Below are 18,982 nucleotides of genomic sequence, written 5' to 3' on the forward strand. Positions count from 1 at the left end.
GGCCGCAAATCACGTGTGAATTTTTGCAGAATCTGCCTTCCCGCGTTCATCAGCTGACGAAAACAATTCCCGGATTGTTAATGCCCGCTCCCTTTTGCAGGGATGTGCCAGCCGCCTGCTCACTGAAACGCGCTCCAATCCTTCCACACCGGCTCATATCCCTGTTGCCGGATCATGCCGGCCACTTCTCCCGCGCTTCTTTCATCGCTGATCTCAAACTGCTCCAGGGACTGAGGGTCCACCGCATAACCGCCGGGATTGGTTTTGCTGCCCGCGCTCATGGTCGTAATGCCCAACTGCACGAGGCGGTCGCGGAACTGTCCGCTTTCGCGGGTGGAAAGGCTTAGCTCCACTTCTTCGCTGAAGAGACGGTAGGCGCAGATAAGCTGCACCAGCTCCCGGTCGCTCATATCCACCTTGGGCGCAAGGCCGCCGGAAAAGGGCCGCAGGCGCGGGAAAGAAATGCTGTAACGGGTTTGCCAGTATGTTTTTTGCAGGTAGTCCAGGTGAAGGGCGGTGAAAAAACTATCCGTGCGCCAGTCCTCCAGCCCTATCAGAACGCCCAGCCCGATCTTATGAATACCCGCCTGTCCAAGCCTGTCAGGCGTTTCGAGGCGATAGCCGAAGCGTGATTTTTTCCCTTTGGGATGATGTTTGCGATAATCCTCTTCGTGGTAGGTTTCCTGGTAAACGAGCACGGAATGAAGTCCCAGCGGGATCAGCTGTTCGTATTCATCGCGGTCCATGGGTTGTACTTCCATGGATACCTGCGCGAAATGCTGCCTGAACAGGGGGAGCGTTTTGCTGAAATAATCCACTCCCACCGTTTGATGCGCTTCACCGGTTACGAGCAGCACATGTTCATAACCCAATGTGCGCACGGCTTCTATCTCCCGCAGGATCTCGGTGCCGCTGAGCGTTTTCCGCCGCAGGGGATTGTCGTAACTGAAGCCGCAATAGGTGCAGATGTTCTGGCATTCGTTCGAGAGGTATATAGGTGCGTACAGCTGCATGGTTCTGCCGAAACGCTGCTGTGTGAGCTGCCTGCTGAGGTGCGCCATCTGCTCCAGGTATGGTGCGGCCGCGGGAGAAACGAGCGCCATAAAATCATCCGGCGTCCGGCGGCTGCGGCTGAGCGCCTGCTCCACATCGGCGGGCGTTTTGGCGTAGATGGCGGACTTTATATCGTCCCAGCGGTGCTGGCGGAATATATCTTCGAAAGACATGTGGTAAAATTGAATGATCAGGAATGACAACACTGGCTATTGATCCTTAAACCGAACTGTGGCTGTGATGCCGGAATAGCCCGGTATCGGCGGCCGGCAGCTAACAGGGCTCTGCTTACGATGCCGGAATGAAACAGACCGGTTATTCATCCAGGAATGCCACCAGCGGGCTGCTGGCGTTTGCATGTACGCTGATGCCGCCCAATCCGGCCAGGTAAGCCTCCCTGCCTGCCATCACGGCTTGCTTAAATGCGGCGGCCATCCTTACCGGCTGCCCCGCTACCGCGATGGCGGTATTCACCAGCACTGCATCCGCCCCGATCTCCATGGCCTGCGCGGCATGGGAGGGCGCGCCAATGCCCGCATCCACGATCACGGGCACCGTGCTCTGGCTGATGATGATCTCCAGGAAATCCAATGTCCGAAGGCCCTTGTTGCTGCCAATGGGAGCGCCCAGCGGCATCACGGCGGCTACGCCTGCTTCTTCGAGGCGCTTGCACAGCACGGGGTCCGCATGAATGTAGGGCAGCACCACAAAGCCCAGTTTCACGAGTTCTTTCGCGGCTTCCAGCGTTTCGACAGGGTCGGGGAGCAGGTACCGCGGGTCCGGGTGGATCTCCAGTTTGAGCCAGTTCGTCTCCAGGGCTTCGCGGGCAAGCTGGGCCGCATAGACGGCTTCTTTGGCCGTGCGCACGCCGGAAGTGTTCGGCAGCAGGTGAATGTGCGGATGTTGCAGCATGGAGATCATGCCGTCCTGCTGCGTGTTGGAAATATCCACACGTTTCAGCGCCACGGTGACGAGCTCAGACCCGGAGGCCAGGATAGCTTCTTCCATGGTTTTTGATGATCCGAATTTGCCGGTGCCGGTAAACAGCCGGCTTTCAAATGTTCTCCCGGCTATAATGAGTGGGTCCATGATGTCAGTTTTTTAACGAATAATGTTTTAACAGCTCCAGGATCTGCTCCACCACCGCCTTTTTATCAGGCGCATGCGTAATAAGCCCGGACACGGCAATACCATACACCCCGGTATCCATCAGCGCGGGGATATCTTCCAGCAGGATGCCGCCGATGGCCAGCACCGGCAGCCGGTCCCCGATGCCTTTCATCAGCTGCCGGTATCCTTCGATACCTAAGATGGGACTGAGTTTTTCTTTGGTGGCCGTGAACCGGAACGGCCCCACGCCTACATAATCCGCGCCGGATTCCGCGTGCATGAGCGCATCCGCCACGGTATTGGCGGTACCGCCCAGCCAGCATTCCGTGCCTACGATCCTGCGCGCTTCCAGCACCGGCATGTCCTGCAAACCAACGTGGAGACCGTATGCGCCCGCCGCCCTGGCAATGGTGGGATGATCGTTGATGGAGAGTTTAGCGCCGTACTGATCGCATATCTGTTTTGCTTCAAAAGCAATAGCGGAGGCATCACCGGATTTTACACGGAGCTGTACCCAGCGGCAGCCGGCTTCGCAGGCGGCACGGATGTTTTCGGTATGCGATGCGCCCGGTGTTTGTTGAGAGATGTATAAAAGACGTTCCATTTTTTGAGTGTTTTAAAAAGTACTTTGATCGGCGGTCTGCATATCGTGCCAGCCCAGTAATGCCGGGCTGCTTTGCAGGTACCTGTAAGTGTAGGCCTTCCCTTCCCGGCAGGCGTCCGCGAGGGAAAGCCCTTTTGCGAGAGAAGCGGTAATGGCTGCGGACAGCACGCAGCCTGAGCCATGTTTGGGAAATGCATCGTCGGAGGGTGGTTCAAAGTCCAGTACAGTATGCGCCTGGTACAATGTGTCCCATCCCCTGCGGTCCATGCGGTGGCCGCCTTTCAACAGCACCGCGCAGTGCCGCGCTATCTGTTGCGCGCCTTTTTCACCATGCGGCTCGCCGCTCATGGCCACGGCTTCTTCAAAATTCGGCGTAAGCAGGCGCAGGTAAGGAAGTATGGCTTCCCATTGCCGGAAGATAGCGGAGTGAAAAACGTACCCGGCGGAGGCTTTCAGCACAGGATCGAGGATGAACTGCAGCCCGGGCGTTATCTTCCGGAGCGCCGGAAACACCTCCGCCAATACATCCGGGTGAGATACGATGCCGACCTTGCAATATTCCACCGGGAACTTCTCCAGCAGCGGCAGCGCCTGTGCAATGATCTTGTCCGCGGTGAGCCATTCCACGCCCAGGAATTCACTGTCCGTCTGCGCGGTAAGCGCGGTACACACACCAAGGCCATGAAGACGGTGCGCTTCAAAGGTCTTGATATCCGCCAGCAATCCCGCGCCACCGCTGGGATCGAGGCCTGCCAGGCTCATTACGTAAGTGGACATATGATTTGAGTTGTCGTTTGTTCTGTTATTCCCATGATTGTTTTGCTTTCATGAATACTTCCACTGCCTGCTCGGGCTCCTGCCACACGGCCCCGAGCAGGGCCGCGCCGTAAAAACCCATTCCTTTCACCTTACCCGCATTACAGGGCGTGATGCCGCCGATGCCGATGGCATTGTAAGGCACGTCATCAAAATGCTGAGCCCGGTAGCCGGCTTTCGAAATACTGTCGAATACGGGGCCGAGCAACAGGTAATCCCAATCGGAGGGGGTGTTATTCGTCATTGCGGAGCCGTTTGCGCTGAATTCTCCCGCCGAGTGGATAGATGTGCTCACAAAAAAACCCGATGCCCGGAAAACGGCTGTTTCCCGCGAGGGAATGATCCCGCGCAGCCGTTCGCTGAGATGCAGCCCTTTCAGGCCGTACGGTTCCACCAGCTCGGGATATCCCGCCAGCATAATACGGTTGCGGAAACCGGGCGGTACGTTTTGTACCAGCGCCTCATACTCCGTAGCGCTCCAGCCGGGCTTGCGCAGCAGCAGCGTTTCCAGGCCCGCGGAAAACAGGTCGTACAGGATAGAAGCTTCATCCGGTACCGTATCCGGGGCTGTTACCACCCAGATCATCAGGAATAAATTTCACCGCCCTGTTCCACAAATGCTTTGGACTTTTCGGCCATGCCTTCCTGTGCGTCCGCGTAATCCCTCACTTCCTGCGAGATCTTCATGCTGCAGAAATGCGGGCCGCACATGGAACAGAAATGCGCCACCTTGGCGTTGTCGGACGGCAGGGTTTCGTCGTGGAAAGCGCGGGCGGTATCGGGGTCCAGCGAAAGATTGAACTGGTCTTCCCAGCGGAACTCAAACCGGGCCTTGCTCAATGCATTGTCCCGGTACTGCGCGCCGGGATGGCCTTTGGCAAGGTCCGCCGCGTGCGCCGCCAGTTTGTAGGTGATCACGCCCTGTTTCACATCTTCACGGTCGGGCAGGCCGAGGTGTTCCTTGGGTGTTACATAACAAAGCATGGCAGTGCCAAACCAGCCTATCATGGCTGCGCCGATGGCGCTGGTGATGTGATCGTACCCGGGCGCGATGTCCGTCGTGAGGGGGCCGAGGGTGTAGAAAGGCGCTTCGTGGCAATGTTCCAGCTGTTTGTCCATGTTTTCTTTGATAAGGTGCATGGGCACATGGCCGGGGCCTTCGATCATCACCTGCACATCCTGTTTCCAGGCCACATGGGTGAGCTCGCCGAGGGTTTCCAGTTCCGCGAACTGCGCGGCGTCATTGGCGTCCGCAATGGATCCGGGGCGCAGGCCGTCGCCGAGGGAAAAGGCCACATCGTATGCCTGCATGATCTCGCATATTTCGGCGAAGTGTGTGTACAGGAAATTCTCTTTGTGATGGGCGAGGCACCATTTAGCCATGATAGAGCCGCCGCGGGACACGATGCCCGTCATGCGGCGCGCGGTGAGCGGCACATACCGCAGCAATACGCCCGCGTGGATGGTGAAATAATCAACGCCCTGCTCCGCCTGCTCAATAAGCGTATCGCGGAACAGTTCCCAGGTAAGTTCTTCAGCTTTGCCATTCACTTTCTCCAGCGCCTGGTAGATAGGCACGGTACCGACTGGCACAGGGCAATTGCGGATGATCCATTCACGGGTTTCGTGGATGTGTTTGCCGGTGCTGAGGTCCATAATGGTATCCGCGCCCCAGCGGCAGGCCCACACGGCTTTTTCCACTTCTTCTTCGATGGAGGAGGTAACGGCGGAATTGCCGATGTTGGCATTTATTTTCACGAGAAAGTTGCGGCCGATGATCATCGGTTCGCTCTCGGGGTGATTGATGTTTGACGGAATGATGGCGCGGCCTTCGGCTACTTCTTTCCTGACAAATTCCGGTGTGATGAATGCATTGTGACGGCCGGTGCCGCGGTGCTGCTGCCAGAGGGAATTGTCCGCGCGGAATTGTTCTTCCGCCCGCTGGTTCTCCCGGATGGCGATGTATTCCATCTCCGGGGTGATGATGCCTTTGCGGGCATAGTGCAGTTGGGATACATTGTTGCCGGGCTTTGCTTTCAGCGGCAGTTGCAGGTGTTCAAAACGGAGGTGATCCAGCGCCGGGTCCGCCAGGCGGGCGCGGCCATATGCGGAGGAGAACTGTTCCAGTTCCTGCACGTCGCCGCGGCCGGTGATCCAGGGCTGGCGCAGGCGGGGAAGGCCTTTGGCCAGGTCGATGGCCACGTCCGGGTCTGTGTAGGGACCACTGGCGTCGTAAATGGTAACGGGTGCGTTGGGTTCGGTGCCGCCGTTGCGGCCGTGCAGGCGTGTATCCGAGAGGGTTATTTCACGCATGGCCACTTCGATGTTGTGAAGGCTTCCTTTCACATAGATCTTTTGTGAAGCCGGGAAAGGTGTGCGGGTGATGGTCGTTTGCATTTTTTACGGTCTTTTAAAAGTGATGGGAATAGCGGGGCTTTTCGCGCGGGAATACGCGCAAACGCCCATCCGCATCCCGCCGCTGAAGTGTGCGACGCAACGGATGCCGGAGTCGGGTCCTGAAGCCGGTTACAGGAAAAAAGATCAACCGCCCTGTGTGGCCTGGATGATCGTGACCTGGTCCGCCGGGCGCAGCGTAATGGCGTTCCAGTTGAGGCGCGGCACTACTTTCTGGTTGACGGCAACGGCAATACCCTTGCGGGTGGAGATTTGAATAAACTGTAAGAGGGCAGCGAGTGTGGTTTCCGGCTGCACCGCATAAAGTTTATTGTTTACAAGCACTTCCATGTTTGCTGGAGTTTAGGTGAAACAATAAACTTTAAGGATGTGATGAGAAGGAGTTCAGTATTACTTTTCCCTACGTCAGTGTGAACTGCATCAGGTACTGAGGGTATCATCTCAGTTCCGGTTGTAACGCCGGAACACCCCTAAAGTGGATACAAATCTACACTACAGCATGTCAAATTCCAAATGGGGTTTGAAGAGAACTGATACAACGCGGGGTGTTTAGCATTATCTTTGATAACAACCTGTAAATTCAACCGTATGATCAAACTTTGGATGCCGCTGCTTTGCCTCGTACTGCTGGCTGCCTGCCAGGCGCCTGTGCAGAAGGAAACCGCAACGGACACCTCAGCTGTGCTGCCGGCAGATAGCGTAGTGGATACCGTGGTAATGGAAGCAGATTCCGTAGCGGTAGTGCCGGACACGGTGCATATAGATTCCACCCTCATCGCGGGGCGCTGGATGCAGCCGGTGCCGGGGCTGGACAGTCTTACACAGGGCATCAATCTCCGGAAAAACGGCAAAGCCTCTTCCATCAACATGCATACGCTGCTGTACGACAAATGGTTATTAGTGAAGGATACGTTGTTTCTGTGGAGCCATTCCGAAGGCGTCAAAAATCCTGTTTCAGCGATTGACACACTCCTCGTTAAGTCGCTGGACGATACATCCATGGTATTATTCCCACTGAAGGCCGCGCCGGGTTACCTCGAAAAATACACGCGCAGGGGGAAAGGGAAATAGGATCAAGAGCAAGTTCCCCGATCCGGATTCGGGAGGTTTCATCATTTTGGGTACGGTTATTACACCGGCACCCGAAAGGAGGAACTTGTTAGCGCAATCCGCGCGGATTAAAAGTTGTACAACTGCCAAACGCCGATACCGGTGGCTACGATAGAAAGAAACAGACCGGCTACAGCCATTTGCAGTTCGTCAATATTCTTGCGGGCGATGACCAGGGACACGAGACAGGCTAAAACTCCCGCAGCGCCGAGATAAATAGCGGCTTCGGCAGATTTACTGATGAATGCAAAGGCGGCAGTGATCACACCGATAAAGATGGATGCAAATCCTGCAATCTTAGGCAGACTTGTTGGGTGGTGCATTGTAGTTGGTATTATATAGTTATCAAATAAAAAACCCTACTGTTGTTGAAATCCCGCTTGTTTTTCCGGTACAGGTACGTCCTCCCATGGCGTCTTAAGCAAAGCCCCGATCTGCCGGTACCGTTCATCCTGGTACTCATCCAGCCCGTAACGCAGGCCTGTGGTATCTTTCACCGTTACAAACGTGCCGAATAAACGGTCCCACACAGAAAATATATTAGCGTAATTGGAATCAGTTTCAGGCTGGTGGCGGCTGTGATGCACCTTGTGCATGTCCGGCGAAACGATGATCCAGCTCAGCGCCCTGTCCGCCCAATGCGGCAGGTGTATATTGGCGTGGTTGAACTGGCTCATGAGCGCGCTGACGCTCTGGTAAAACATCACCATCCAGATAGGAATGCCCGTGAGTAATATGGCCGTAAGCAAAGCGCCCACACGGAATAAACACTCTACGGGATGATGGCGCAGCGCAGTAGTAGCGTCCACCGCGGTGTCCATATGATGTACTTTATGAAAATGCCACATCCAGGTCACTTTGTGCTGTATAAAATGAACGAGGTACGCACCGATGAAATCCATCATCATGATAGCGATAACGGCGTGCAGCCACAGCGGCAGCTGGATGAGGTACAGCAGGCCGAACTGCTTTTCGGTGGTAAAGTCCGACGCTTTTACGATCAGGAAGGCAAACCCGAGGTTCACAACAGCCGTAGTAAGCGTAAAAAAGAGATTGGTGCCGGCATGACGGTATTTGTTGCCGGAGAAACGCAAACGTGGAATAGCCCCTTCCAATATCCATAATATTACCAGCCCGGCTACGAGGATCGCGGTACGGTAATAAGAGGGAATATGTTCAAAGAATTCGACCATTTGTTTCCAGGGTTGGGCCGTTTAGCCATATCAGTTACGTGAAATCCTGCATTATTGCACTTAGAATTTACAACATTTTGCCCAATTGTGGCGGGTTTCAGGGGGAGAATTTCTTCCGGGAAAATCAAGAAATTCATTCATAGAATGCTTTATATAAGAAGAAAGAATTAACTGTTTCTTAAAACAGGGGGTTTTGAAACTGATAGTTTAATTGTTTAATATATAGTGCTTTTTAATGTTTGGCCGGTTGGGGGCATAAAAAAAGGGCCGTCATCCGGAGATAACGGCCCGCGTATTTTGATGCGTTTTAATTAGTTGTTCATCAGCAGCGGCATCACCAGCATCAGCAGGTCTTCCTCATCTGTTTTTTCAACGGGGCGGAGAATGCCGGCTTTGGTGGGTGCGCTAAGGTCGATGGTGATCTCGTCACCTTCGGCCGCGTGCAGCATTTCGATCAGGAATTTCGCGTTGAAAGCGATCTGCATGTCTTCGCCGTTGTACTGGCAGCTCATGCGTTCGTTACCTTCAAAAGAGAAATCCACATCCTGCGCGGAAAGCTGGAGCTCGGAGCCGCTGATGTTCAGCGCCACCTGGTTCGTGCTTTTGTTTGCAAACACCCCAACGCGTTTCAGCGCGTTCTGGAAGTCGTTTTTCACGAGGGTGAGGCGGTAAGGGTTCTCTTTAGGGATCACCACTTTATAGTCAGGGAAACGGGCGTCTATCAGGCGGCAGATCATCTGTGCGTTCTCGTGCGTCACAAAAAAGTGATTACGGCTATACGCGATCTGGAGAGTGCTTTCGTTGTCCGGAATGGCTGATTTCAGCAGGTTCAGCGGTTTTTTAGGCACGATGAAGTTGTCCGCCTGCGGGCATTTCACATCCGTGCGGATGTATTTTACCAGCCTGTGCGCGTCCGTGGCCACGAAGGTCAGGTTTTCCGGGTTCAGCTCGAAGTATACGCCGGTCATCTGCGGGCGGAGATCATCGTTGCTGACAGCGAAAAGCGTTTTGGCGATAGCGGTAATGAGCGCGGAGGCGGGCATTTCGAACTTCGTGGCGTCTTCAGCCGCGGGTTCTTTGGGGAAATTCTCCGGGTTTTCGCCCATCACTTTATACTTACCGTTGTCTGAAGTGATCTCCACGGCAAAGGAATTCAGGTCTATATTGAAAGTGAGCGGCTGTTCCGGCAGGTTCTTCAGGGAATCCATGAGGATCTTGGCGGGGATACAAATGCGGCCGCTTTCTTTGGCTTCCACCTCCAGCTTTACCTTCATAACGGTTTCCAGGTCGGTTGCCACTACGGTCAGCTCATTCTTGTCGATTGAGAAGAGGAAGTCTTCGAGGATGGGCAACACCGTGTTAGAGTTAATTACACCGCTGATCTGTTGCAATTGTTTTAATAAAGTAGAGGAAGAAACGATAAACTTCATAAGGTTACTTAATAATTGTTGCAAATGTAAGGTTAAAGATATAAAGTTTTGCGAATGATCGCGGACGGCTTTTCCACATCCGGGAGCAATAGCAGCAGGCGTTGAAGGGAAACTTAATCCTTGCTAAAAATGCAGTAAAACGACCTGTTTTTGAACAAAACCACTGTTTTTTGCCGAAATCTTGAAAATATTGGAAACCATTGCCCGTTTCTTTTAAATTATTAATAAATCGGTTAGTTTTGCGGGCGCAAAAACAATCCATTCATTAAAACAATAAAAACAGGGGTTATGAAACTGTCTCATTTAGCCGAAACGCTGATAGGTTCCGAAATTATCAAACTTGCAGGAGAGATCAAGGAAAAGCAGGCTAAGGGTGAAAAGATTTACAATTTCACCATCGGTGACTTTGACCCCAAGGTTTTCCCCATCCCGGTTGAGTTCGAAAACGAGATCATCCAGGCGTACAGGGATAAATATACGAACTACCCGCCCGCAGACGGTATTGCCGAGCTGCGCAAAGCTGTTGGTGACTTTATCGCGGAGCGTGAAGGCATCACCTTCGACCCCGCCAGCGAGATCGTGATCTCCTGCGGCGGCCGCCCCATCATCTACGCTACTTACCGCACCATCGTGGACCGTGGCGAAAAAGTGATCTACGCCACGCCTTCCTGGAACAACAACCACTATACGCACTTCCTCGAAGGAGAGCACGTAGTACTGGAAGCCAAAGCGGAGAACGACTTCATGCCTACCGCGGCGGAACTGAAACCCCTGCTGAAAGGCGCAACCCTGCTGGCGCTCTGCTCCCCGCAGAACCCCACCGGTACCACTTTTGGTAAAAAACAGCTGGAAGATATCTGCGATATGGTACTGGCCGAGAACAAAAGCCGCGGAGAAGGCGAAAAGCCCCTCTACGTACTGTTCGACCAGATGTACTGGGTACTCACCTTTGGTGAAACCGAGCACTACAACCCCGTAACGCTCCGTCCTGAAATGAAGAACTACACCGTGTTCATCGATGGTATGAGTAAAGCGTTTGCCGGTACCGGCGTACGTGTGGGCTGGGCGCTGGGCCCCAAACACGTGATGACCAAAATGAAGGCCATCCTCTCCCACGTAGGTGCATGGAGCCCGATGGCAGAGCAGAAAGCCGCCGCCAAATACCTCGTGCAGAAAGAAGCGGTGGACAAATACCTGAAACACTTCAAAGGAGAAGTAGAAGAAAGACTGGTGAAGATCTACGAAGGGTTTGACGCGCTGAAAAAAGCGGGTCACCAGGTGGACGCCATCGCCCCGCAGGCCGCCATCTATCTCACCATCAAACTGGACCTGAAGGGCAAAAAGACCGCTGACGGTAAAGTGCTGGAAGACCAGGGCGCCGTTACCTCCTACATCCTGGATGAGGCGAAACTGGCCGTGGTTCCTTTCTACGCATTCGGTTCCGACAAATCTTCCCCCTGGTACCGCCTGAGCGTAGGCACCTGCGTGAAGGAAGAGATCCCGGCGATGCTGGCTGCTTTGAAAGCCGCGCTGGAGAAACTGCAATAATTTTCAGAGAGATATTATATTATAAGGCGTTCCGGAAGGAGCGCCTTTTTTGTTTGTAATGGCCTTTAACCGGCGTCATACCGGCGTCATACCGGCCTCGTACCGGCAACCCAACGGCCTTCCTCCCCGGTCTAACGGTGTTGTAAAAGCGGAGTAAAAGCGTTCTAACCGTTATAAATGCCGGTGTAACCTTTTTCTAACCGCTATGTAACCGTTATGTTTTTTCCGCATTTTTCGCCTGGACGGAATGTCCGGGCCGGCGACTTCAGGAATCAGCTTCACCAATCCCTTTATGCGCTATAAAATATCAATTGATTATGAGGGCCATAGAGCCGGCATATATTCTTAACCAATACCCATGCCCAAAACAGTTATAAACGCCCGCATAAGCCTAAAACCATATTAATGACGTTTTTACACATTTTATTTCAAACCTAACTTATTTCATTTTTAATTGTGTATAATGCATATTAATTATTATATCACTTCTCAAATAATTAAAAATCAATTGATATTGAGCTTTTCGTTATTTTCCGTCAATTCTTAAGCCCTTGACTTTCAATCCCCGGAAACTCCGAAAACCACCAAGCCTCCCACCATCAAAAATTAGTTAAAAATCCGTTAAATGGTCAACCGTGCTTACCAAATTCCAAAACTTATTCTAATTTTGACTTTGTAACTAAAAAAGTCAGAAAGTTAATGCACACAGAAAACAGAGACGAAATGCGCGAGCGGATCATCGAGGCGGCTCTGAAAAGGTTCACTCATTATGGCGCTTCAAAAACGACCATGAACGAGATCGCCGACGATCTGCATTGCTCAAAGGCTTCTTTATACTATTATTTCCCTGACAAACACAGCCTGCACATTGCAGTACTCGAAAAAGCCGGGGAAATGTACTTCCAGGAACTGGAACAAAGCACGGCTGCCGCCCCCACCGCCCAGGACGCCCTCCTGGACATGATACCGGTACGCCAGAACTTTGCCCGCAAATTCTGCCGCCTGGAATTATTTAAAATTTTGAAAGACAAGCAGTTATTAAACTCCGACGAAACGTTCCGCCAGGCCCGGGAAAAAGAAACGACCATCGTAACAGGAATCATCAGCAAAGGCGTCGCCAGCGGAGAACTCGTTTCGGACAACCCGGAGCAGGTAGCTGCCCTTTATATACAATCTATGATCGGCCTGCGCCTGTCCCTCTCCACACGTGAACTGACGGATGAGATCAGTGAGGAGGAGTTTGAAATGGTGCGCGAGTGGCAGGTGCAACTGGCCGACATCTTCATCAAAGGCTTAAAAAGTTGATCATGCGGGAAAGGGTACTCGAAACGGCATTAAGGCTTTGCAGAACGTTCGGCATCAAAAGCATCACCATGCAGGACATTGCCCGTGAATGCGGCATATCCAAAAAAACAGTGTACGAACATTTTGCGGATAAAACCGAGCTGGTCAACGAAGTAGTGGCCTTTATGACCAATACCTACTGCCGGCAGCTGGCGGAGTGCGCCACCGCCGGGGCCAATGCCATCGAAGAACTGGCCCTTTCCATCAAACATACGGAACACCTGGCCAGGAGCACCAATCCCGTGCTGCTCTTTGAACTGGAAAAATACCATCCCACCGCCTGGAAAACCATCCAGGATTTCAGGGAACAGCAGGTGACCGGCATTATCCGCACGAACCTGGAGCGTGGTATCAGGGAAGGGCTTTACCGCGCCACGCTGCACATCGGCATCCTGGTGCACATGCGCCTGCTGCAACTGAACGCGCTGTTCAACCCCCTGCTTTATCCCGCCGCGGAATTTGACCTCCACGAAGTGGTGGAACAAATGACGGCTCATTATATACACGGAATAGCCACCCCGGCCGGCCAACGCCTGGTGGAACAATACCTTCCCGAAAAAACAACTGCATAACAAATTCGCCATACAAACCGTAACATGAAAAAATGGATCATACCGTTCCTGCTCCTGACCGCCGGAGGAACGTTCAACGCGAACGCACAAACGAAACAGCTCACGCTGCAGGACTGCCTGCGATTTGCCCTGGACCATAACCAGACGCTGGCAGTGAGCCGCCTGGAAGAAGACATGGGCAGGCTGAAAACAAAAGAGATCCGCGCCCAGGCCCTCCCCCAGGTGACCGGCAGCGGCAACCTCACGGACAATCTTCAGAAACAGGTAATGGTACTTCCCGGCGCCTTTAACCAGGCAGAGCCCGGCAAACCCATGCCCGTGGAAGTGGGCACCACCTGGAACGCTACCGCCACCGCGGAGCTGAACCAGCAGGTGTTTAACCAGAGCGTGTTCACCGGTCTCAAAGCCGCCAAATCAGGCGAGGAATATTACAGCCTGCAAACCCAACAGACCAAAGAGAACGTGATCTACAACGTATCCGGCCTCTACTACGCGCTGCTGGTGAAAAAGGAAAAAATGAGCGTCATCCAGACGAATATCGATAAGCTGACCCGCCTCGTGGAAACCACGCAAAGCCAGCTGGACAACGGTCTTGCCAAACGCATCGACCTGGACCGCATCCGGGTGAACCTCGTGAACTACCAGACGCAGAAAAGCCAGCTGCAAAACCAGCTGCGCGTGGAAGAAAACAAACTGAAACAGATCATGGGCATGAGCGTGGAAGAAAACGTCTCGCTGCCATCGCTTGAACTGAGCGATATAGAAAGGAAAGCCGCCGTTACAACGGACTTTGGCAACTTCAACCTCAGCAACAGGACCGAATTCAAACTGCTGAAGAAAACCGAAGAGCTGCAAACCTTCCAGAAAAAAGCATACATCGCGGAATACTTCCCCAGCCTGAGTTTCAACGGCCGCTACAGCTACAACGGCCTCAGCGACAAGTTTGACCTGTTCAAAGGCGGCTCCACCGCGAACTGGTTCGGCATGGCCTCCATTGGGCTCACGCTGAAGATCCCCATCTTTGACGGCTTTGCCCGCCGCTCCCGCGTGGACCAGGCGAATGTGACGCTGGCACAGGTGAACAAACAACTGGAAGCGAACAAACTGGAGCTGACCACCGCTTTTGAAAACAGTCGGCTTGTGCTGCTGAACAGCCTGAGCACCATCAAAACACAAAAGGAAAACGTATCCCTGGCAGATGAGGTGTACGCTTCCACCCAGAATAATTACAACCAGGGCCTCGCCAGCCTGACGGACCTGCTGAACGCGGAAACCTCGCTGGCCGAAGCACAGAACAGCTACAACGAAGCCCTGCTGCAATACAAATTAGCGGAGCTCGACCTTATCAAATCACACGGTAACCTGCCATCACTCTTAAACTAATGCAAGCCATGAAGAAAGTTTTAATCTACGGCGTTTTAACAATAGCAGCACTCGCTGCCATCATGTGGAAGCTGAATGCGAACAAAAAAGCCAACACGGAAAAGACAGAATTCGTAAAACAAAGCAACACGGGCGATGTGCCGGTGCTGACAGAGAAAGTGACCAGCACCGATTTTGACCAGGCGTTTGCCGTGAACGGGAACTTTGAGCCCGCCCGCGAGCTGACCTTCCTGAGCGAAACATCCGGCCGCATCACCAAACTGATGGTAGACGAAGGAACGTACGTAAAACAAGGCCAGATCATGGCGCGCATAGATGACGAATTGCTGGGCACAGACCTGCAATCCGCCAAAGTGAACCTGGAGCAGCTGAAGGTGGATAAGGAACGATACGAAAGCGCCTTCAAAACCGGCGGTGTAACCCAGAAACAAATGGACGATACCCGCCTTCAGTACGAACTGGCTCAAAGCCGCTACGATGCAGCTTCCCGCCGCATCCGCGACACTTATGTGAAAGCCCCGATCTCCGGCATCGTCAACGCCAAATACGTGGAGCAGGGCGCATATCTTGCCACGAGCACCAAAATGTTCGACATCGTGGACGTAAGCAGCCTCAAACTGAAAGTGACCGTTCCCGAAATGCAGGTGATCCACCTGAAACTCGGCGATAAGGTAGAAGTGACCACGAACGTATTCCCCGAAACCAAATACACCGGCAGGATCACCTTCATCGCTGCCAAAGGAGACGCTACACTGAGCTATCCTGTTGAAATGGAAGTAAGCAACGTAAGCGGCAAACAACTGAAAGCGGGTATGTACGGCACCGCGAACTTCGCCATGCCACAGCAGGCCGCTGCCATCCTCGTATCCCGCAACGCGTTTGTGGGCGGTGTGAACAGCAACCAGATTTATGTCATGGAAGGCAACGCCGCCAAACTCCGCAAAGTGACCGCCGGCCGCATTTACGGAGACAGGGTAGAGATACGCGAAGGCCTTGCCGAAGGCGAAACCGTGATCACCAGCGGGCAGATCAACCTGACAGACGGAGCGAAAGTAACCGTGCAGGCCAAGTAACAGGATCGCTTACCAAAACATTTTTGACCGATGAAGATTACAGAGATTTCGATAAAGCGGCCTACCGTCGTGATCGTGTTGTTCACGATCCTTACCCTGCTGGGGCTGATCAGCTACAAAGCCCTGAACTATGAGCTGCTGCCCAAGTTCAGCTCCCCCATCGTAACGATAGCCACCGTATACCCCGGCGCCTCGCCGCAGGAAGTGGAAAGCACCGTCACCAAAAAGGTGGAGGACGCGGTGGCTTCCATGGAAAATATTAAAAAACTTACTTCCCGTTCCTCCGAAAGCCTTTCCATGGTGACGGTGGAGCTGAATAACGATGCGGATGTGGACATTGCCCTGCAGGACGCGCAACGTAAGGTGAACGCCATCCTGGCGGACCTTCCCGGCGATGCCAAACCGCCCAGCCTGAACAAGTTCTCGCTGGATGACCTTCCCATCATGACCCTTTCCGCCACCGCCAAAATGGACGATCGCCAGTTCTACGACCTGGTGGACAAAAAGATCCAGCCGCAGCTTTCCCGCCTGCCTGGCGTTGCGCAGATCACGCTCATCGGCGGACAGGAAAGAGAAATAAAGATCAATATCGACCCGAAGAAACTGGAAGCCTATAAACTCTCCATTCTCCAGGTACGCCAGATCATCACGAACGCAAACCTGGACTTCCCGACGGGTAAGGTAAAAACCGTGGATCAGCAGATCCTGGTGCGCCTTGCCGGTAAATATAAAAACGTGGACCAGCTGCGCAGCCTCGTGCTCACTACCACCGCCACCGGCACACAGGTGCGCCTCGGCGATGTGGCGGACGTGCAGGACAGCCAGAAAGACGCGGAAAAGATCGCAAGAGTGGATGGCGAAAGCGCCATTGCTATGCAGGTGCAGAAACAAACGGATGCGAACGCCGTGACCGTGAGTGAAGCCATGCAGAAAGCGATTGCGGAAATAGAAAAAGAATACGCCGGCGCCAGCCTGAAAGTAAAAGTGGCGAACGACGCATCCGTGTTCACCCTGGAGTCCGCGGACTCCGTGATCCATGACCTGGTCATCGCGATCCTGCTCGTGGCCGCGGTAATGATGCTTTTCCTGCACAGTCTCAGGAATGCAATCTTCGTAATGATCTCCATTCCCGCTTCACTGATCGCCACGTTCATCGGCATGAAACTTTTCGGTTTCTCGCTGAACCTGATGAGCCTGCTGGGCCTTTCGCTGGTGGTGGGCATCCTCGTGGATGACGCCATCGTGGTGCTGGAAAATATTTACCGCCACATGGAGATGGGCAAAAACAAAGTGCGCGCCGCGTTTGACGGGGTGAAAGAGATCGGGTTCACCGTTACCTCCATTACGCTTGTGATCGTGGTAGTGTTCCTTCCCATTTCTCTGACGAACGAGCTGGTGAGCAAGATCCTCCGCGAGTTTTGCGTAGTGGTAATGATCTCCACCATGCTGAGCCTGCTCACCTCCTTTACCATCGTGCCTTTGCTGGCTTCCCGCTTCGGTAAGGTCACGCATCTCACCGGTAAGAACGTGTTCCAGCGGTTTATCCTCTGGTTCGAAAGGCAGCTGGACAAATTCACCGCCTGGATGACGGGCCTGCTGAAATGGGCATTGGGTCATAAGACCATCACCATCGTAGGTTCCCTCGTACTGCTGATCGCTTCTTTCCAGCTTGTGGGCAGGGGCTACATCGGCGGTGAGTTTATCCCGAACGGTGACCGTGGCCAGTTCATTATCATGCTCGAAATGCCGAAAGACGCTTCGCTGGAACAAACCAACCAGGCTACCCGCAAAGTGGAGCAGTTTATGAGCAATAACAACACGGTTACTTCCCTGATCACCACCGTGGGCCAGACCTCCGAAGACGGCTTCGGCGCTTCGCAGTCCACCGCGTACAAATCAGAGATCACCGTAATGCTGGTGGATCAGCACCTGCGCGAACCATCGGACATCTTCGCTTCGAAGATCAAAAAGGAACTGAAGGACCAGCTGCCCGGCGTAAAAGTAAAAACCACACCGGTGAGCATCATGGGTACCGCGCAACGCGCCCCTGTGGAGCTGGTGGTAATGGGTACGGACCTGGACAGCGTGATGAGTTTTGCCAAGGTAGCGATGGCTGAATTGACAACGATTGAAGGTTCCAGCGAGGTGAAACTCTCCGTGGAAGAAGGAAACCCCGAGATCAACGTACAGGTGGACAGGGACAAAATGAGCGCCCTCGGCCTGACGCTGGAAAACGTGGGCAGTACTATGCAGACCGCGTTCAGCGGCACCGCGGACGATTCCAAAGTGAAGTTCCGCCAGGGTGAATATGAATACGACATCAACATCCGGTTCGACGATTTTAACCGGAAAAATATACAGGACGTTTCGCAGATCGATTTTAAAAACGATAAAGGCGAGCTGATCAAACTGAGCCAGTTTGCAACGGTTACCGAAGGCTCAGGGCCCAGCAGGCTGGAGCGCCGGGACAAAAACACTTCGGTGAACGTGCAGAGCCAGGTGATGGGCCGTCCTTCAGGCACCGTAACGCAGGAATTCGGCACCAAACTGGCCAAACTGCAAAAACCAACCGGCGTATCTTACAAGTTCGGAGGTGACGCGGAAAACCAGGGAGATTCGTTCTCCACGCTGGGGATGGCCTTGCTTATTTCGATCATCATGGTGTACCTCATCATGGTGGCGTTATACGACAACTACATCTATCCCCTGGTGGTGATGTTCTCCATCCCGCTGTCCATTATCGGGGCATTACTGGCGCTGGCGCTTACGAACAATACGCTGAACATCTTTACCATCCTGGGTATGATCATGCTGATAGGCCTTGTGGCGAAGAACGCGATCATCCTCGTGGACTTCACAAACCAGATGAAAGAAGAAGGGCAAAGCACGTATGACGCATTGATCCACGCGAACAAAGCGCGTCTGCGCCCGATCCTGATGACCACCATCGCAATGGTGATAGGCATGCTGCCGATCGCACTGGCAACGGGCGGTGTAGCCTCCACCAAGAATGGCCTGGCATGGGTGATCATCGGAGGTTTGATCTCTTCCATGTTCCTGACGCTGATCGTGGTGCCGGTGATCTACATGATAGTGGACAAGATCATGGCGAAGTTTGGTATGAACCGTATTTCGAAGAAACGTTTCATCCGCCAGCGGATGGTGGCGCCTACGGTACAGGAGCTGCAGGGCCGCGACATGGAAGCCGCTTCCATGATGAACTGATAAAATACTTGCATAAGTGATAATAGTTGTTACAAACAGTGTAACAGTTGTAGGTTTAACTAAATGGCCGGGATATTCTTATCCCGGCCTTGTTTTTTAGTTGTAT

Annotated in this window: 17 protein-coding genes and 1 riboswitch; of the genes, 7 read left to right on the plus strand and 10 right to left on the minus strand. The window is 53.4% G+C overall.

Going from position 1 to position 18,982, the window contains the following annotated elements:
- Positions 1–119: 119 nt before the first annotated feature.
- The 7 genes from thiH to thiS all read right to left on the minus strand — a co-directional run bounded on the left by thiH (position 120) and on the right by thiS (position 6,328).
- Positions 120–1,226: a 2-iminoacetate synthase ThiH gene (gene thiH / locus EG028_RS24270; RefSeq protein ID WP_120518944.1), complete on the minus strand. Its 1,107-nt coding sequence runs from the start codon at positions 1,224–1,226 to the stop codon at positions 120–122.
- 142 nt (positions 1,227–1,368) lie between these two features.
- Positions 1,369–2,142, minus strand: coding sequence for a thiazole synthase (locus EG028_RS24275; protein WP_120518945.1), 774 nt, complete (start codon positions 2,140–2,142; stop codon positions 1,369–1,371).
- Positions 2,143–2,146: 4 nt separating this feature from the next.
- Positions 2,147–2,767, minus strand: a complete 621-nt coding sequence (gene thiE / locus EG028_RS24280; RefSeq protein ID WP_120518946.1) for a thiamine phosphate synthase — start codon at positions 2,765–2,767, stop codon at positions 2,147–2,149.
- 12 nt (positions 2,768–2,779) lie between these two features.
- Positions 2,780–3,544: a hydroxymethylpyrimidine/phosphomethylpyrimidine kinase gene (locus tag EG028_RS24285; RefSeq protein WP_120518947.1), complete on the minus strand. Its 765-nt coding sequence runs from the start codon at positions 3,542–3,544 to the stop codon at positions 2,780–2,782.
- A 25-nt stretch (positions 3,545–3,569) separates the two neighbouring features.
- Positions 3,570–4,169, minus strand: a complete 600-nt coding sequence (locus EG028_RS24290; protein ID WP_120518948.1) for a thiamine phosphate synthase — start codon at positions 4,167–4,169, stop codon at positions 3,570–3,572.
- The gene (gene thiC, locus EG028_RS24295; protein WP_120518949.1) at positions 4,169–5,980 is read right to left on the minus strand and encodes a phosphomethylpyrimidine synthase ThiC; all 1,812 of its coding nucleotides are present in this window, start codon (positions 5,978–5,980) and stop codon (positions 4,169–4,171) included. Before thiC ends, EG028_RS24290 begins: the two co-directional genes overlap by 1 nt.
- 144 nt (positions 5,981–6,124) lie before the next feature.
- Positions 6,125–6,328 carry a sulfur carrier protein ThiS gene (gene thiS, locus EG028_RS24300; protein WP_120518950.1) on the minus strand — a complete coding sequence of 68 codons (204 nt, stop codon included), beginning with the start codon at positions 6,326–6,328 and terminating at the stop codon, positions 6,125–6,127.
- Positions 6,329–6,378: 50 nt separating this feature from the next.
- A riboswitch (TPP riboswitch) is annotated at positions 6,379–6,480 on the minus strand.
- Positions 6,481–6,586: 106 nt separating this feature from the next.
- Here thiS and EG028_RS24305 point away from each other — a divergent pair.
- A complete protein-coding gene (locus EG028_RS24305) occupies positions 6,587–7,069 on the plus strand; it encodes a lipocalin-like domain-containing protein (protein ID WP_120518951.1) in 483 nt (160 codons plus the stop codon).
- Between the two features lie 107 nt (positions 7,070–7,176).
- On the opposite strand, the gene EG028_RS24310 is transcribed toward EG028_RS24305, so the two are convergent.
- The 3 genes from EG028_RS24310 to dnaN form a co-directional block, all read right to left on the minus strand.
- The gene (locus EG028_RS24310; RefSeq protein ID WP_120518952.1) at positions 7,177–7,431 is read right to left on the minus strand and encodes a hypothetical protein; all 255 of its coding nucleotides are present in this window, start codon (positions 7,429–7,431) and stop codon (positions 7,177–7,179) included.
- A 36-nt stretch (positions 7,432–7,467) separates the two neighbouring features.
- Positions 7,468–8,301, minus strand: coding sequence for a sterol desaturase family protein (locus EG028_RS24315; protein ID WP_120518953.1), 834 nt, complete (start codon positions 8,299–8,301; stop codon positions 7,468–7,470).
- Positions 8,302–8,612: 311 nt separating this feature from the next.
- Entirely contained in the window at positions 8,613–9,731 is a 1,119-nt protein-coding gene (dnaN, locus tag EG028_RS24320; protein WP_120518954.1) for a DNA polymerase III subunit beta, read from the minus strand.
- Positions 9,732–10,019: 288 nt separating this feature from the next.
- Here dnaN and EG028_RS24325 point away from each other — a divergent pair, with 288 nt between their 5' ends.
- The 6 genes from EG028_RS24325 to EG028_RS24350 all read left to right on the plus strand — a co-directional run bounded on the left by EG028_RS24325 (position 10,020) and on the right by EG028_RS24350 (position 18,876).
- On the plus strand, positions 10,020–11,279 hold the full coding sequence (locus EG028_RS24325) for a pyridoxal phosphate-dependent aminotransferase (protein WP_120518955.1): 1,260 nt from the start codon (positions 10,020–10,022) through the stop codon (positions 11,277–11,279).
- A 699-nt stretch (positions 11,280–11,978) separates the two neighbouring features.
- The gene (locus EG028_RS24330; protein WP_120518956.1) at positions 11,979–12,584 is read left to right on the plus strand and encodes a TetR/AcrR family transcriptional regulator; all 606 of its coding nucleotides are present in this window, start codon (positions 11,979–11,981) and stop codon (positions 12,582–12,584) included.
- 2 nt (positions 12,585–12,586) lie between these two features.
- Positions 12,587–13,195 carry a TetR/AcrR family transcriptional regulator gene (locus EG028_RS24335; RefSeq protein WP_120518957.1) on the plus strand — a complete coding sequence of 203 codons (609 nt, stop codon included), beginning with the start codon at positions 12,587–12,589 and terminating at the stop codon, positions 13,193–13,195.
- A gap of 24 nt (positions 13,196–13,219) precedes the next feature.
- Positions 13,220–14,578, plus strand: coding sequence for a TolC family protein (locus EG028_RS24340; RefSeq protein ID WP_120518958.1), 1,359 nt, complete (start codon positions 13,220–13,222; stop codon positions 14,576–14,578).
- An 8-nt stretch (positions 14,579–14,586) separates the two neighbouring features.
- Complete coding sequence (locus tag EG028_RS24345) at positions 14,587–15,651, plus strand: efflux RND transporter periplasmic adaptor subunit (protein WP_120519089.1); 1,065 nt, start codon at positions 14,587–14,589, stop codon at positions 15,649–15,651.
- Between the two features lie 30 nt (positions 15,652–15,681).
- A complete protein-coding gene (locus EG028_RS24350) occupies positions 15,682–18,876 on the plus strand; it encodes an efflux RND transporter permease subunit (RefSeq protein WP_120518959.1) in 3,195 nt (1,064 codons plus the stop codon).
- Positions 18,877–18,982: the final 106 nt, after the last annotated feature.

This window comes from Chitinophaga barathri, assembly GCF_003807585.1.
GTDB lineage: Bacteria > Bacteroidota > Bacteroidia > Chitinophagales > Chitinophagaceae > Chitinophaga > Chitinophaga barathri.

Excerpts from the sequence above, each read along its gene's own strand:
- EG028_RS24315 (WP_120518953.1), bottom strand. The coding sequence starts at position 8,301 with ATGGTCGAATTCTTTGAACATATTCCCTCTTATTACCGTACCGCGATC.
- EG028_RS24290 (WP_120518948.1), bottom strand. The coding sequence starts at position 4,169 with ATGATCTGGGTGGTAACAGCCCCGGATACGGTACCGGATGAAGCTTCT.
- EG028_RS24335 (WP_120518957.1), top strand. The coding sequence starts at position 12,587 with ATGCGGGAAAGGGTACTCGAAACGGCATTAAGGCTTTGCAGAACGTTC.
- EG028_RS24325 (WP_120518955.1), top strand. The coding sequence starts at position 10,020 with ATGAAACTGTCTCATTTAGCCGAAACGCTGATAGGTTCCGAAATTATC.
- dnaN (WP_120518954.1), bottom strand. The coding sequence starts at position 9,731 with ATGAAGTTTATCGTTTCTTCCTCTACTTTATTAAAACAATTGCAACAG.
- thiE (WP_120518946.1), bottom strand. The coding sequence starts at position 2,767 with ATGGAACGTCTTTTATACATCTCTCAACAAACACCGGGCGCATCGCAT.
- EG028_RS24310 (WP_120518952.1), bottom strand. The coding sequence starts at position 7,431 with ATGCACCACCCAACAAGTCTGCCTAAGATTGCAGGATTTGCATCCATC.
- EG028_RS24285 (WP_120518947.1), bottom strand. The coding sequence starts at position 3,544 with ATGTCCACTTACGTAATGAGCCTGGCAGGCCTCGATCCCAGCGGTGGC.
- EG028_RS24305 (WP_120518951.1), top strand. The coding sequence starts at position 6,587 with ATGATCAAACTTTGGATGCCGCTGCTTTGCCTCGTACTGCTGGCTGCC.
- thiH (WP_120518944.1), bottom strand. The coding sequence starts at position 1,226 with ATGTCTTTCGAAGATATATTCCGCCAGCACCGCTGGGACGATATAAAG.
- EG028_RS24330 (WP_120518956.1), top strand. The coding sequence starts at position 11,979 with ATGCACACAGAAAACAGAGACGAAATGCGCGAGCGGATCATCGAGGCG.
- EG028_RS24275 (WP_120518945.1), bottom strand. The coding sequence starts at position 2,142 with ATGGACCCACTCATTATAGCCGGGAGAACATTTGAAAGCCGGCTGTTT.
- thiS (WP_120518950.1), bottom strand. The coding sequence starts at position 6,328 with ATGGAAGTGCTTGTAAACAATAAACTTTATGCGGTGCAGCCGGAAACC.
- EG028_RS24345 (WP_120519089.1), top strand. The coding sequence starts at position 14,587 with ATGAAGAAAGTTTTAATCTACGGCGTTTTAACAATAGCAGCACTCGCT.
- EG028_RS24350 (WP_120518959.1), top strand. The coding sequence starts at position 15,682 with ATGAAGATTACAGAGATTTCGATAAAGCGGCCTACCGTCGTGATCGTG.
- thiC (WP_120518949.1), bottom strand. The coding sequence starts at position 5,980 with ATGCAAACGACCATCACCCGCACACCTTTCCCGGCTTCACAAAAGATC.
- EG028_RS24340 (WP_120518958.1), top strand. The coding sequence starts at position 13,220 with ATGAAAAAATGGATCATACCGTTCCTGCTCCTGACCGCCGGAGGAACG.